This window comes from Falsihalocynthiibacter sp. CO-5D18, from assembly GCF_041205445.1.
GTDB classification, from domain to species: Bacteria; Pseudomonadota; Alphaproteobacteria; order Rhodobacterales; family Rhodobacteraceae; genus Falsihalocynthiibacter; species Falsihalocynthiibacter arcticus.
Genome location: NZ_JBGFCF010000008.1, coordinates 77186 through 90261, shown reverse-complemented (window position 1 = coordinate 90261; position 13076 = coordinate 77186). Strand labels below are relative to the sequence as shown.

The window sequence follows — 13076 nt, the reverse complement described above, 5'->3', positions numbered from 1 at the left end:
TTGGCGCCGTCGCTCCTAATTTAAACACTGCAATTTTGGCAGATTGAAGACTGATCCTTCGGTTTTCCGCCATCTCCTGCAATACTTGAAATGAGAATAAAATGTTAGAAATCAAAAACCTGCACGTCAAGCTTGAAGAAGAAGATAAGCAAATCCTTAAGGGTGTGAATCTCTCGATTGGCAAAGGTGAAGTCCACGCGATTATGGGGCCCAACGGCTCGGGGAAATCGACCACTTCCTATGTTTTGGCGGGTCGCGACGGCTATGTTGTGACTGAAGGCTCGATTGAAGTTGAAGGCAAGGATATGCTCGAACTTGATCCCGAAGAACGCGCCGCAGCGGGTGTTTTCCTTGCGTTTCAATATCCAGTGGAAATTCCGGGCGTAGGGAACATGACCTTCCTGCGCACAGCCGTGAACTCACAACGCAAAGCGCGCGGCGAAGAAGAACTGACCGCTGGGGAGTTCCTAAAAGAAGTTCGCATTCAAGCAAAAGCCCTCAAGATCGACGCAGAGATGCTGAAACGTCCCGTCAACGTTGGCTTCTCTGGTGGCGAGAAAAAGCGCAACGAAATTCTGCAAATGGCGATGCTGGCTCCTAAACTTTGTGTCCTCGACGAGACAGATTCTGGCCTTGATGTTGATGCGATGAAACTTGTGGCCGAGGGTGTAAACGCCCTTCGCGACGGCGAGCGCAGCTTCCTTGTGATCACCCACTATCAACGCCTTCTGGACCACATTGTACCCGACGTTGTTCACATCATGTCCAATGGTCGTATCATCAAATCAGGCGGCCCAGAATTGGCGCTTGAAGTTGAGAATAACGGCTACGCTGATCTTCGAGAGGAGGCCGAATAATGGCATTGGCCGCAAAAGTAGAAAGCGCTTTAGAGACCCGCCTTTCAGGTATCTCGGATGTGCTTCATGGATTTAGCAAAAGCGCGCGTGAAGCGGCTGTGGCGCGGGTGCGTTCCACAGGACTTCCTGTACGGCGGGACGAATATTGGAAATACACACGGCCCGATGCGTTTGTGAGCGTCGACGTTGCGCCCACAGGTCGTTTGAACCGTGATCCAAGCCCGTTTGCTTCGTTAAAACCCCTCACGCTAGTGTTCACGGACGGTATTTTTGATGCTGAGGCTAGCGACGATTTGGCGGGCGAAAACCTGACCATCGACCTTCTCTCCGCAAATACTGATATCCATTGGGCAGACGGGATTTACGGCGCGCTTGAGATTGCGGGCCAAACGCCCGTTGCGCGTCCTTTGGCAGCGCTTAATACGGCGATTGCACCCCAAGGCGCGCTTATTCGTGCCACTGGAATTGTCACGCGCCCCGTACAAATCAGCTATACTGCGAATGACGCAGAGGCCGTTTTGCACCATGTTATCAAGGTCGACGCTGGCGCAAGCCTGACGCTTTTGGAGACAGGAACAGCAGGGACGCGCAGCAATATCGTCACTGAAGTTGAAATTGGCGAAGATGCAGCATTCGATCATATCCGTCTTCAAGGGCGGGACCATGAGCGCACCTTGTTGAGCCATATCTTCGTGCGGATGGCTGCAAAATCCAGCCTCAAAAGCTTCACCCTGTCTGCCAACGGTGCGATGACGCGCAATGAATGCATCATCGAAATCATCGGCGACGAAGCCTCCGCACATGTGGGCGGGGCGGCAATGGGCGACGGCGCTGATTTCCACCAAGATGACACGATTTTCATTACCCATGATGCAGTAAATTGCGAGAGCCGTCAGGTTTTCAAAAAGGTGCTGCGCAACGGTGCGACGGGTGTTTTTCAAGGCAAGATCCTTGTGAAGGCCGGGGCACAGAAAACGGACGGCTATCAGATCAGCAAAGCGCTTTTGTTGGATGATGACGCACAGTTCTATGCCAAGCCAGAGCTTGAAATCTACGCGGATGATGTGGCCTGTTCGCACGGCTCCACAACGGGTGCGATTGACGACGAAGCTCTGTTTTACTTGCGGTCGCGTGGTATTCCATCCCGTCAGGCGCAGGAACTTCTGGTCTTGGCATTCTTGGCCGAAGCCTTGGAAGAAATCGCGCATGTTGGCGCGCGTGAAGTCGTGCAAGAGCAGCTAGAGCTCTGGCTGCGCAATCTGGAAGGCTAGCTGTGTCGCTGACCCGCGATATGATCGGCAGCTATCGTGCGCCGTCGCGCGCCTTTGCGCGGCAGTTGCGCGAAGGCGTCAGTGAATCGCGGGTTTTGGCGTATTTGATGATTGCTGTTGTGGTGATTTTCATTGCGCAACTGCCGCGATTGGCGCGCGAAACCTATCTTGATCCGTCGATTGAATTTGATGCGCGCGTTGGCGCGGCGATCCTTGGCTGGTTGTTTTTCATGCCGCTAGCTCTTTATGCTATCAGTTTTGTCGTCGTAATTTTGCAAAAGCTCATCCGCATGCAGGCCCATGGTTTCACCACCCGCATGGCGCTTTTTTGGGCGTTGCTAGTGTCGACTCCCGTGTGGCTGTTGCAAGGCTTGGTGGCTGGCCTTATTGGTAACGGTCCTGCGTTAACATCGGTTAATATCGTGTTAGCGGTTGTTTTTTTCGGAATGTTTGGTTTTTGTCTGCGGGCTGCAGCAACCTATTTAGGAGCGCTGGAAACGTGACCCGCATAGATATTCAAAACCTGCTCCTCCTGTTAGCGACCAAGCCTCGCGTGGGAATGCGGGTCGTCCTTGATCTCGGAATTCAGGGCAGGGTGCTTGTCCAACTGGCGGCACTCGTGTCTGTTTTGACTGGCATTATGGGCTTTGTTGTCACCCTTATTGCACCCGTTGCAGAAGGCGTGGTCGCGCCCACTCCCACTGGGTATGTCATTGTTGCGGCTTCCAATATCGTGCTGTCCACGATCCTGTTTTATTGGGCGGGACGAACCGTGGAGGGGACAGGCACGTTGCAAGATATAGCAATGGCAATGATCGCCCATCAAGGTTTTATGATGCTGCTGCCGCTCATTATTGCCCTCGCCTCGACCATCAGCCCAACTCTAAGCGGCATGACGCTTCTCATTGGTCTTCCATATCTCCTTTATCTTATGGCGGGCTTCCTCGCAGAAGCCCATAAATTGCGCAGCACTGGTATGGCGTTCCTATTGATTGTCGGTGTCCTTTTTGTTTTGTCGCTTGTTCTCATTTTCTTCGTTTCCCTGTTTGGGATCGTGCCGGCTTAAGGTTTGGACTTCACTATGTATGATATCGAAAAAATTCGTTCCGACTTCCCAATTCTTTCGCGGGAGGTGAATGGTAAACCGTTGGTTTACCTCGACAACGGCGCTTCGGCCCAAAAGCCGCAAGTGGTTATCGACACAATTGCAAACGCCTATTCGCATGAATATTCCAATGTTCACCGTGGTTTACACTATCTTTCTAATCTCGCGACCGACAAATATGAAGCCGTGCGTGGCAAAGTCGCACAGTTTTTGAATGCGCCGTCTGAGGACCACATCGTGTTCACCTCAGGCACGACCGAGGCCATCAATATGGTCTCTTATGCCTGGGCCGCGCCGCGTATGGAGGCGGGTGACGAGATCATTTTGTCGATCATGGAGCACCACGCCAACATCGTCCCGTGGCATTTTCTGCGCGAGCGGTTGGGGGTCAAACTCGTTTGGGTGGAAACCGATGAGACGGGGGACCTAGACCCTCAGGCTGTCCTTGATGCCATTACACCCCGCACAAAACTTATCGCAGTCACGCAGGTTTCCAATGTTTTGGGGACAGTTGTGGACGTCAAAGCGATCACCAAAGGTGCCCATGAAAAAGGCGTTCCTGTGCTCGTCGATGGCTCGCAAGGGGCCGTGCATGCGCCAGTTGATGTCCAAGATATCGGCTGTGATTTCTATGCAATTACTGGCCACAAGCTATATGGCCCGTCGGGTTGTGGAGCGATTTATATTCGCCCCGAACGTATGGCTGAAATGCGCCCCTTCCTTGGCGGCGGGGATATGATCCGCGAGGTTTCGCGCGACTGTGTGAGTTACAACGATCCACCTATGAAGTTCGAGGCTGGGACCCCTGCGATTGTGCCAATCATTGGGTTTGGCGCGGCTCTGGACTATCTCATGGACATCGGTATGGACAATATCGCCGCGCACGAAGCCAAACTTCGCGATTATGCGAATCTAAAGTTTGATGGACTTAACTGGCTGACAATCCAAGGAAATTCCGTGTCCAAGGCTGCAATTTTCTCGATGACACTCGCGGGCGCGGCACATGCACATGACGTCTCGACGGTTCTTGATAAAAAAGGCGTTGCTGTGCGCGCTGGCCACCATTGTGCCCAGCCACTTATGGCCTTTCTCGGCGTGACAGCCACCGCGCGCGCAAGTTTTGGTATGTACAACACCGTCGAAGAAGTTGACGCCCTTATCGACGCGCTCGAACTTTGCCACGACCTTTTGGGCTAAAAGATTGACGGTTCAGAGAGCTGGTTTTCCGAAATTCACTCAATCGAAAAAGCCAGATATTTTCGATTGCAGGGCGCGCATCAATGGCCTATGTAAACGCAAGGCGCACCCGTAGCTCAGCTGGATAGAGCGCTGCCCTCCGAAGGCAGAGGCCACTGGTTCGAATCCAGTCGGGTGCACCATATAAATAAGGGGTTTATTGCTCTTTTCGCAACCCCAAAAACTGATAGTTACGTTTAAGCTTTAACGTTTCGTTATTTCTTATGCTCCACAGCACCCAATGCAGACACCATAAAATCGCTCGAATGGTGGCCGTAAACCTTCCGTATCGTCTCGGCGCTGGTGGCAAAGTATCCGGCGCAGTCCCAAACGGTCGCGCCATTGTGTAGCGCCTAGGTTATCGACGTATGTTTCAACATGTGAGGCATCACGTGATAGGCCAGCTTAGACGGCTAGGCGAAGTATGGAGCCAGATCGAGGGCGTACAGCATTGAGGGCGGTACAATTAGGCAGATTGTTGGAGTCATGGCCGATGAAAGCTTTGGCGGTGTGGTTTTTTTTGTGGTCCAGACATAAGATCATCGTGCTGTTAACTTGTTCAGCGTCGAATTCCCTACACCAAATCTGATGAAACTTGAGGCGTGGTTGCGATGCACACTGCATCACGCCGAAACGCGTCTGTGTCTCGTCGCCATGCATAGGCAAAGATTGTTCGAACGGGTCCGGAAATAAACTAGGGCAAGTGCAGGTTGTTGGGCGTGGGTTGCCCTTCGGTGGACGTGATCAAAAAAAACTACAAAGCTTCCAACGCAAGCAAAGGCTACACCGATTTTATTGCGGATATCGATTTGGAGTTCCGCATTGCTTTCCAGTACGATGGATGGCTTATAGCATCTGTGCTTAGGAATAAAAGCTGTCGCCCGCTAACGCCATGAGGAGAAAGCGGGCGACAATATTGTTTTGGCTAGCCCAAGACTGTTTTCACAGCCCGCGCCGTTGCCGCAACAACGGTGTCGGCTTCTTCGCGGCTAAGGCAGAATGGCGGTGCGAACCCTAGGATATCGCCTTGGGGCATCGCGCGCGCAATCACCTTGTCTTGTGCCAACAAGGTTGCCGATATTTGCGGACCGATTTTATCAGCCGCATCAAAATACGTGCGGCTGTCCTTGTCTTTCACAAACTCGACCGCACAGAGCATTCCTTCGCCGCGCACGTCGCCAACATTGGCATGCCCAGACAGGGCTTCTTGCATCGACTTTTTCAAGTATGCGCCGATGGTGCCGGCGTTTTCGATCAGGTTCAGGTCATCAATCAGCTTGAGGTTTGCCACACCCGCAGCAGCTCCAATCGGGTGCGCAGAATAGGTCCAACCGTGTCCGATTGCGCCGTTCTCATCCGTGCCTTGCTCCAGAACTTTCCACACTTTGTCAGAGATGATCGAGCCAGAGAGGGGGGCGTAAGCCGAAGTCAGGCCTTTAGCGATGGTGATAATATCGGAATCCATCCCGTAGTGATCCGAGCCAAACATGGTCCCTAAACGGCCAAATCCAGTGACAACTTCATCGGCTACAAGCAGAATGTCATGCTTGCGCAAAACGGCTTGGATCGCAGCCCAATAGCCTTCTGGTGGTGGAACAATGCCACCGGTTCCCAGTATCGGTTCGCCAATGAAGGCTGCAATGGTATCCGCACCTTCACGTTCAATCTGTGCCTCCAATGCGGCCACGCAATGAGCCACAAACTCGGCTTCGCTTTGATCGAGATTGTCGCGGCGGAAGTAATACGGTGCTTCAGTGTGGATGACCTGCGACATGGGCAAATCGAATTTCTTGTGGAACAGGTCCAACCCCGTCAGCGATCCGGTCACAAGGCCCGATCCGTGGTAGCCGCGCCAGCGCGAGATGATTTTTTTCTTCTCGGGACGTCCAAGGATGTTGTTGTAATACCAGATCAATTTGACATTGGTTTCATTCGCGTCCGAGCCGCCCAAGCCGAAATAAACCTTGGACATATTCGAAGGGGCGCGATCAAGGATCATTTTGGAAAGCGTGATCGAAGCTTCGGTGCCATGGCCAACATAAGAGTGGTAATAGGCCAACTCGCGCGCCTGATCCGCAATGGCTTCGGCGATTTCCTGACGGCCATAGCCGACGTTCACACAGTAAAGCCCCGCAAACGCGTCGAGCATTTTGTTGCCGTCACGGTCTTCGATATAGACGCCTGAGGCGGTCTTGATCACGCGTGTTGGTGTTTCGCCGCGCGCGTGTTGTGCAAGATGTGTGGAGGGGTGAAAAAAGTTTTCCCGATCCCATTGCCCGAGTGTATCATTAGTCAGCATTTTAGTTTCTCCTCACGCCCAATTTCGGCATATGTATTTGATTTCGGTGAATTCTTCCATCCCCAATCGGGCGCCTTCGCGGCCCAATCCGGATTGTTTTGTGCCCCCAAACGGGATAGGGGCTCCTGTGACTTGGGTGCGGTTGACCGCCACCATGCCAAATTGTAATGCGCGGCTGACGCGATAAATTCGCCGCGGATCGTCGCTGTGCAGGTACGCAACCAGCCCATATTCGGTATCATTGGCGCGGGCCACCACCTCGTCTTCGGTCTCAAACGGCAATATCGCGGCAACGGGGCCAAAGGTTTCCTCGCGCAGGATCAGCGCATCGGCAGGCACATCCACCAGCACTGTTGGCTCGTAAAACAGCGGCCCTAAGACGTGGCGTTTGCCACCGCAAGCCAGCTTTGCACCTTTGGCGAGCGCATCGGCGACGTGCTCTTCCTGCTTTTGTACGGCCTTTTCGTTCATCAAGGGGCCAATGTCACAGTCATCCATGCCGATGCCAATGGTCATCGCTTTCGTCGCCGCCGTAAATCCCTCGCAAAATTCCGCATAGACGGATCGTTCAACATAGATACGGTTGGCGCCGAGGCAATCCTGTCCCGAGGTTGAGAATTTGGCCTTGATCGTCTCCTCCACAGCCGTTTTCATATCGGCTCCTTTGAACACGATGACGGGCGCGTGGCCGCCCAGTTCCATCACCAGTTTTTTCACCGTGTCGGCGGATTGCCGGTACAGCAATCGTCCAATTTCGGTTGATCCAGTAAAGGACAGCGCGCGCACGCGGGTGTCTTTTGTCCAAGGCTCCACAACCGTGGCCGCTTGGCCCGTTACGACGTTGAAAACGCCCGCCGGTATGCCCGCACGTTCGGCAAGTTCGGCCAAGGCCAGCGCGGAAAATGGCGTCTCACCAGAGGGGTGCGCTACAACGGTACACCCAACGGCCATGGCCGCTGCCGCCTTGCGAGTCAGCATGGCACAGGGGAAATTCCACGGCGTGATCAGGGCTGCGACGCCAACGGGTTCCAGCCAAACTTCGACTTCGGCCCCTTTCAGGTGGCTGGTTACGCCCTCGATATTGGGGCGCTTGGCCTCTTCTGCATAGAACTCGATAAAGGAAGCGCCATAGTTGATTTCGCCACGGGCTTCGGACAAGGGTTTGCCTTGCTCCAGAACGATAATGCGCGCGAGGTCCTCTTTGTGCTCGATCAACAAATCAAACCAACGCCGCAAAATCACCGAACGCTCTTGGGGTAACAGGCCCGACCACTGAGGAAACGCCTGCTGCGCGGCATCCACGGCACGCGCGGAATCATCCCCACTTAGCGAGGCAACGTCCCCTAGAAACGCTCCACTGGAGGGATCGGTTACGCAAAAGGTCTCGCCAGACTCCGCCGCGCACCATTTCCCATTGATATACGAAAAGCTGCGGACAAGCGCTTTGTCCTTAATTTCTGAGCGAGCGGAAAGGGCAGTTTTGGTCACGGGCGTTCCTCCTTCTGTTTCGCCACAAGCATGCAGGTTTGCCACAGAAGAAGTGACCAAAGTTTGAAGGGGCTACAGTTGAATTCTCTGCCAGTCGGACGCTATTCTTGCGAAAATAGCGCGGCCAAGGGGGGGATGCCCGTTCCCTTGACCGGTTTGGTTACAAAATAGGTGAAATACTGTGACAACCCGATGCGCGATTCCAGCATGGCATCAATCAACCGTTGATAGGAGTCGATGTCGCGCGTCACGATCTGAAGCAGGTAATCATGCCCCCCTCCAAGCGCCCAACAGCCGACAACTTCGTCATGGGTCTGGACCGCCGCTTCAAAGGCCTGAAAGCTGGCGGCCGTGTGGTCCGCGATCTGTGCCGCCACAAAAACCGTCACATGCGGCCCGAGTTTTTTAAGATTAATCTGGGCGCGGTAGCCATCAATTAACCCCGCCTTTTCCAGCTTTCTTAGGCGGTCCCAACAGGGAGTCGGTGACAGGCCGATGCGTTCCGCCAGAGCCGCTTTGGTGATCCGCCCCTCTTGCGACAGTATCCGCAAGATTTCCAGATCGCGATGATCAAGCTGCACGAGTATTCTCCGCTTTAGGTACACTGACATCCACGCCAATGACGGCCACGCAGTCGCCAGATTTAACCAATCCGGGAAAGTGCCGGCTGATCAGGATGCCGCCACGGCCCGCGCGATATTGCGTGGGCGCTATCCCCGTGCGATCGACGGGCCAAACTCGGGCCACGACATCGCCCTTGCTAACGATTTCGCCGAGATCGACAACAGGTTCGTGCATTCCGTCGGCCTCGCTAAAGATGAAGCAATCCCCATCCGGCACGTCGAGTTTTATGGTCGGGGCGATCTCCATCTCGCCTTGCAAAATACCATAATAAATCAGGATGTTGCGCAGACCTTTTTTAGCAATTGCATTGGATTTGGCCGAGGAAGACCCACCGCCCCCAAGCTCGGTCGAGACCAAAACTTTGCCCATATCTTCGACTGCAGTGTCATACATTCCCGCGTTGTCGATCTCCAAAAGCTGGACCGAATAGGGCGCGTTAAAGGCGTCCATTGCGGCAAAACAGGCGGCTTCATTTGCCTTGTCGTCCTGAATATGGGCGGCGGCAAAGGGCACAAAATCGAGGGTTCGACCACCGGAATGGAAATCAACCGCGACATCCGCAAGCGGCAGCAATGTGCGCTGAAAGTAATCCGCGATCTTTTCTGTCGGGGTGCCGTTGGGCCGCCCTGGAAAGGAGCGGTTCATGTTGCCCTTATCGATGGGCGAGGTGCGGGTACCCGCGCGAAAGGCAGGAAAATTGAACGCAGGCACAATGATGACACGACCCGAAACTTGCGCGGCGGTAAGCGTGACCGCCAATTCCTGCAAAGCAATCGGTCCCTCGTATTCATCGCCGTGATTTGCCCCCGTCAACAAGGCGGTTGGACCACTGCCATTTTGGATCACCGAAATCGGGATCATGATCGACCCCCACGCGCTGTCATCGCGGCTATAGGGGAGGCGCAGAAAGCCATGGTGGACGCCATCAGCATCCAATGGAATGGTCGCCGTGATTGGGTTTTTGATCATGGCCTAGTCCTTCACCAACATTTTGCGCGGTACATTCGACAGGCATTCAGGGCCATTCGCGCCGATGCGGATACTCTCGGTGATTTCAAAGCCCCAATCGTCCATCCACAAGCCTGTCATGAAGTGAAACGTCATGTTTTCCTCCAGAACCGTCTTGTCTCCGGGGCGCAACGACATGGTACGCTCGCCCCAATCAGGCGGGTAGGAAAGGCCGATGGGATAGCCCGTGCGGTTGTCTTTCACGATCCCGTATTTATTGAGCACAGCGAAAAAGGCCAGCGCAATATCCTCGCAAGTGTTGCCCGCGCGCGCCTTCTCAAGTCCCGCATCCATCCCCTCAAGTACGGCTTTTTCCGCGTCCAAAAACGTCTGGGTCGGCTTTCCTAGAAACACGGTGCGCGACAGCGGGCAGTGATAACGATGCGCAACCCCCGCAATCTCAAAAAACGTGCCTTCGCCGCTTTTCATCGGCGCATCATCCCACGTCAGGTGTGGCGCGGCGGCGTCTGGTCCGGACGGCAGTAGGGGCACAATCGCGGGATAGTCGCCGCCAAACCCCGCAACCTCGTCATAGCGCAAGGCCGCATCATAGATATCCGCGACCAGATCACATTTGCGCAACCCCGGTTCCACCTTGTCGAAAATCCGCTGGTGCATCTTTTCAACGATCTTGCCCGCTTGCCGCATATACCCCAATTCGGCCTCTGATTTCACGGCGCGTTGCCAGTTGACTAAAGCGTTGGCATCCACAAATTGCGCGTTGGGCATATGGGTTTGCAGTGCGCCATAGGCGGCGGCGGTGAAATAGTAGTTGTCCATCTCAACCCCCACACGCCCCTTGGCCAACCCACGATCCGCAAGTTGCGCCGACAGGTAATCCATCGGATGGCGCTCGGTCGATTGCACATAGTGATCGGGATAGCCGATGATGTTTTCAGGTGCCATAAAACAGGTCCGCAAAGCGCCTTTGCCATCCTGTCCGCGACCGAACCAAATCGGGTCGCCACTCAGGGGGACAACCACACATTGGTGGACATAAAACGACCAGCCGTCATAACCCGTCAGCCAGTTCATATTGGAGGGATCGGTCACGATCAGAAGGTCCAAATTGCGCTGAACCATTTCGGCGCGTGTCTTGCGAATGCGCTGCTGGAATTCGTCTTTCGAGAAGTAGAGTTTTGGGGGTGTCATAATGTAACTCCTTGAAAAGTCAGCTGTGAATTGTCGTTCCGGCATCTGCTGCACCGGCGCGCTCATAAGCCAGCGTGGCAATTGCTGTGTCCTGAACACCGGTGCCGGTCAGGTCGACAATCGTGATGTCAGAGGCCAATTGGCGGCCTGCTTTCTGGCCTGCGATAATCTCACCCAATTCGGGATAGCTGTTGGGATTTGTGACAGAGCCTGCGGCAATCGCAGGCCGCAACTCGCCTTGTTTGATCGACTGCGAGCGGCGGTCACAGATAAACAACGTCGCGGCGGGGATCACGTCTTGCGCCAGTTCGGTTTTGTAATCCGCGTCGGCGCCAACGGCGGTGATATGCTGGCCCGTACGCAGCATGCTGGCGTGAATTAGGGGCGTGCCCGATGGCGTGGTGGAGACCACGATATCGGCGGCCGTCATCACATCGGCGATGCTGCCGACGGTGACTTCAATCCCCAAACGCGCAGCGCAATCGCGGGCGCATGCGGCCGCTTTCTCTGCGTCACGGCCCCATATAATCGCCCGCTCAATCCCGCGTACCAATGTTAGCGCTTCCAGTTGCAGACGCGCTTGCGTGCCACTGCCCAGAATGCCCGCAACTTTGCTGTCCGCGCGCGACAGATGTTTGGCCGCAACCGCGCCCGCCGCCGCCGTGCGCACATCCGTCAGATAGCCGTTGTCCAGCAAAACAGCTTTGACAATGCCCGTGGTGGCGTCAAACAACACCATCAAGCCGTTCAAGCTGGGCAGACCCAATTTTGGGTTGTCGAAAAAACCCGGACTCATCTTGATCGCAAAGCTGTCGATCCCGGGCACATAGGCGGTTTTCACATCGACTTCGCCGTTATGTTCCGGCACGTGAAAGCTCAGGATCGGGGGCATCACCACGTCTTTGGTCGCCAACAGGTGAAACGCCTGTTCGATACAACTCACCGCATTCGCATCCAAAGAAATTGCGCGGCGTAGGTCGGCTTCAGTCAGGATTTTGATATCAGGCATCGGGGCCTCCTGTGTTTTGCGGCTTGGCAGAGACATCCACGTCCTCGCCATCAATCAGACGTTTATGCAGCGCCATATCAATGTTTTGGCCGCTGATCAGGGAAACGCAGGTGCCCGGATTGGTGATTTTGCCCGCCAAAAGTGCAGCAATACCCACGCTGCCTGAGCCTTCGATGACCTGTCGTTCCTCCCAATAGGCATGGCGGATTGCCGCCGCGATTTCGGCCTCTGTCACCAGCACCACATCGTCCACCAGATCGCGGGTCATTGCGAAAGTATAGGCATTTTCCAGCCCGATACCGCCCCCAAGAGAGTCCGCAAGCGTTGGTTTTTCTTCAACAAATATCGGCTTTCCCGCCTTAAGGCATTCATACATTGCCGCGCCGTGTTCCATCGAGATACCGACGACACGGATGGCCGGATTGACCGCCTTCATCACCATCGCCATGCCCGAAATCAAACCGCCACCCGAAAGCGGCACAAGCACGGTTTGCAGGTCCGGTGCCTGTTCCAGCATTTCCAACGCCACGGTGCTTTGCCCTGCGATAATATCGAGGTGATCAAAGGGCGGCAGCATGGTCATGCCTTCAGCGACCAACCGGTCCACTTCGACCTGCGCGTCATCCTGACTACGCCCGACAATGCGCACTTCGGCCCCGTGGGATTTGATGCCATCCACCTTGTTTTGCGGCACCAGTTCGGACATGCAGATGATACAGCGTACCCCAGCCTGCGCCGCCGCATAGGCCAATCCGCGTCCGTGATTGCCCGTGGATACGCCCACAATGCCCGCGTCTTTTTGAGCCTGCGAAAGCGATCGCACGGCATTGGTGGCTCCGCGTAGCTTGAAGCTGCCGGTGATTTGGGTTTGCTCTAGCTTGAGCGAAATATCCGCTGCGCAAAGCGCACTGAGTGAAGGGGAGGCGACCAGCGGCGTCTGCCTAATGCCGCTCGCGATCCGTTGGCGCGCGGCAAAACTGTCTTGGAGCGTGATGTGCGATGTCATTATTCGTACTTCCGTTTCGGT

Annotated in this window: 12 protein-coding genes and 1 tRNA gene; 6 read left to right on the top strand and 7 right to left on the bottom strand. The window is 54.8% G+C overall.

Features of this window, described 5'->3' with window-relative positions:
- Positions 1 to 101 precede the first annotated feature (101 nt).
- From sufC to AB9F27_RS12215, 6 genes are all read left to right on the top strand, one after another.
- Complete coding sequence (gene sufC / locus AB9F27_RS12240) at positions 102 to 857, top strand: Fe-S cluster assembly ATPase SufC (RefSeq protein WP_335584476.1); 756 nt, start codon at positions 102 to 104, stop codon at positions 855 to 857.
- Positions 857 to 2128: a Fe-S cluster assembly protein SufD gene (gene sufD / locus AB9F27_RS12235; RefSeq protein WP_369757742.1), complete on the top strand. Its 1272-nt coding sequence runs from the start codon at positions 857 to 859 to the stop codon at positions 2126 to 2128. Before sufC ends, sufD begins: the two co-directional genes overlap by 1 nt.
- A gap of 2 nt (positions 2129 to 2130) precedes the next feature.
- Positions 2131 to 2631, top strand: a complete 501-nt coding sequence (locus AB9F27_RS12230; RefSeq protein ID WP_335584478.1) for a YIP1 family protein — start codon at positions 2131 to 2133, stop codon at positions 2629 to 2631.
- Positions 2628 to 3194, top strand: a complete 567-nt coding sequence (locus AB9F27_RS12225) for a YIP1 family protein (protein WP_335584479.1) — start codon at positions 2628 to 2630, stop codon at positions 3192 to 3194. The genes AB9F27_RS12230 and AB9F27_RS12225 overlap by 4 nt, the downstream gene beginning before the upstream one ends.
- A gap of 15 nt (positions 3195 to 3209) precedes the next feature.
- Complete coding sequence (locus AB9F27_RS12220; RefSeq protein ID WP_335584480.1) at positions 3210 to 4430, top strand: cysteine desulfurase; 1221 nt, start codon at positions 3210 to 3212, stop codon at positions 4428 to 4430.
- A gap of 105 nt (positions 4431 to 4535) precedes the next feature.
- Positions 4536 to 4612, top strand: a tRNA-Arg gene (locus AB9F27_RS12215).
- Between the two features lie 782 nt (positions 4613 to 5394).
- On the opposite strand, the gene AB9F27_RS12210 is transcribed toward AB9F27_RS12215, so the two are convergent.
- The 7 genes from AB9F27_RS12210 to eutB all read right to left on the bottom strand — a co-directional run bounded on the left by AB9F27_RS12210 (position 5395) and on the right by eutB (position 13055).
- Positions 5395 to 6768 carry an aspartate aminotransferase family protein gene (locus AB9F27_RS12210; protein WP_335584481.1) on the bottom strand — a complete coding sequence of 458 codons (1374 nt, stop codon included), beginning with the start codon at positions 6766 to 6768 and terminating at the stop codon, positions 5395 to 5397.
- 12 nt (positions 6769 to 6780) lie between these two features.
- Positions 6781 to 8256 (bottom strand): NAD-dependent succinate-semialdehyde dehydrogenase, encoded by a 1476-nt coding sequence (locus tag AB9F27_RS12205; RefSeq protein WP_335584482.1) that lies wholly within the window; start codon positions 8254 to 8256, stop codon positions 6781 to 6783.
- 101 nt (positions 8257 to 8357) lie between these two features.
- A complete protein-coding gene (locus AB9F27_RS12200; RefSeq protein WP_335584483.1) occupies positions 8358 to 8837 on the bottom strand; it encodes an Lrp/AsnC family transcriptional regulator in 480 nt (159 codons plus the stop codon).
- Positions 8827 to 9849, bottom strand: a complete 1023-nt coding sequence (gene doeB / locus AB9F27_RS12195) for a N(2)-acetyl-L-2,4-diaminobutanoate deacetylase DoeB (RefSeq protein ID WP_335584484.1) — start codon at positions 9847 to 9849, stop codon at positions 8827 to 8829. The genes AB9F27_RS12200 and doeB overlap by 11 nt, the downstream gene beginning before the upstream one ends.
- A gap of 3 nt (positions 9850 to 9852) precedes the next feature.
- A complete protein-coding gene (gene doeA / locus AB9F27_RS12190) occupies positions 9853 to 11040 on the bottom strand; it encodes an ectoine hydrolase DoeA (protein ID WP_335584485.1) in 1188 nt (395 codons plus the stop codon).
- A 19-nt stretch (positions 11041 to 11059) separates the two neighbouring features.
- Positions 11060 to 12049 (bottom strand): cyclodeaminase, encoded by a 990-nt coding sequence (locus AB9F27_RS12185; RefSeq protein WP_369757741.1) that lies wholly within the window; start codon positions 12047 to 12049, stop codon positions 11060 to 11062.
- On the bottom strand, positions 12042 to 13055 hold the full coding sequence (eutB, locus tag AB9F27_RS12180; protein WP_335584487.1) for a hydroxyectoine utilization dehydratase EutB: 1014 nt from the start codon (positions 13053 to 13055) through the stop codon (positions 12042 to 12044). The genes AB9F27_RS12185 and eutB overlap by 8 nt, the downstream gene beginning before the upstream one ends.
- Positions 13056 to 13076 lie beyond the last annotated feature (21 nt).

Excerpts from the sequence above, each read along its gene's own strand:
- eutB (WP_335584487.1), bottom strand. The coding sequence starts at position 13,055 with ATGACATCGCACATCACGCTCCAAGACAGTTTTGCCGCGCGCCAACGG.
- sufD (WP_369757742.1), top strand. The coding sequence starts at position 857 with ATGGCATTGGCCGCAAAAGTAGAAAGCGCTTTAGAGACCCGCCTTTCA.
- AB9F27_RS12210 (WP_335584481.1), bottom strand. The coding sequence starts at position 6,768 with ATGCTGACTAATGATACACTCGGGCAATGGGATCGGGAAAACTTTTTT.
- AB9F27_RS12185 (WP_369757741.1), bottom strand. The coding sequence starts at position 12,049 with ATGCCTGATATCAAAATCCTGACTGAAGCCGACCTACGCCGCGCAATT.
- doeB (WP_335584484.1), bottom strand. The coding sequence starts at position 9,849 with ATGATCAAAAACCCAATCACGGCGACCATTCCATTGGATGCTGATGGC.
- AB9F27_RS12220 (WP_335584480.1), top strand. The coding sequence starts at position 3,210 with ATGTATGATATCGAAAAAATTCGTTCCGACTTCCCAATTCTTTCGCGG.
- doeA (WP_335584485.1), bottom strand. The coding sequence starts at position 11,040 with ATGACACCCCCAAAACTCTACTTCTCGAAAGACGAATTCCAGCAGCGC.
- sufC (WP_335584476.1), top strand. The coding sequence starts at position 102 with ATGTTAGAAATCAAAAACCTGCACGTCAAGCTTGAAGAAGAAGATAAG.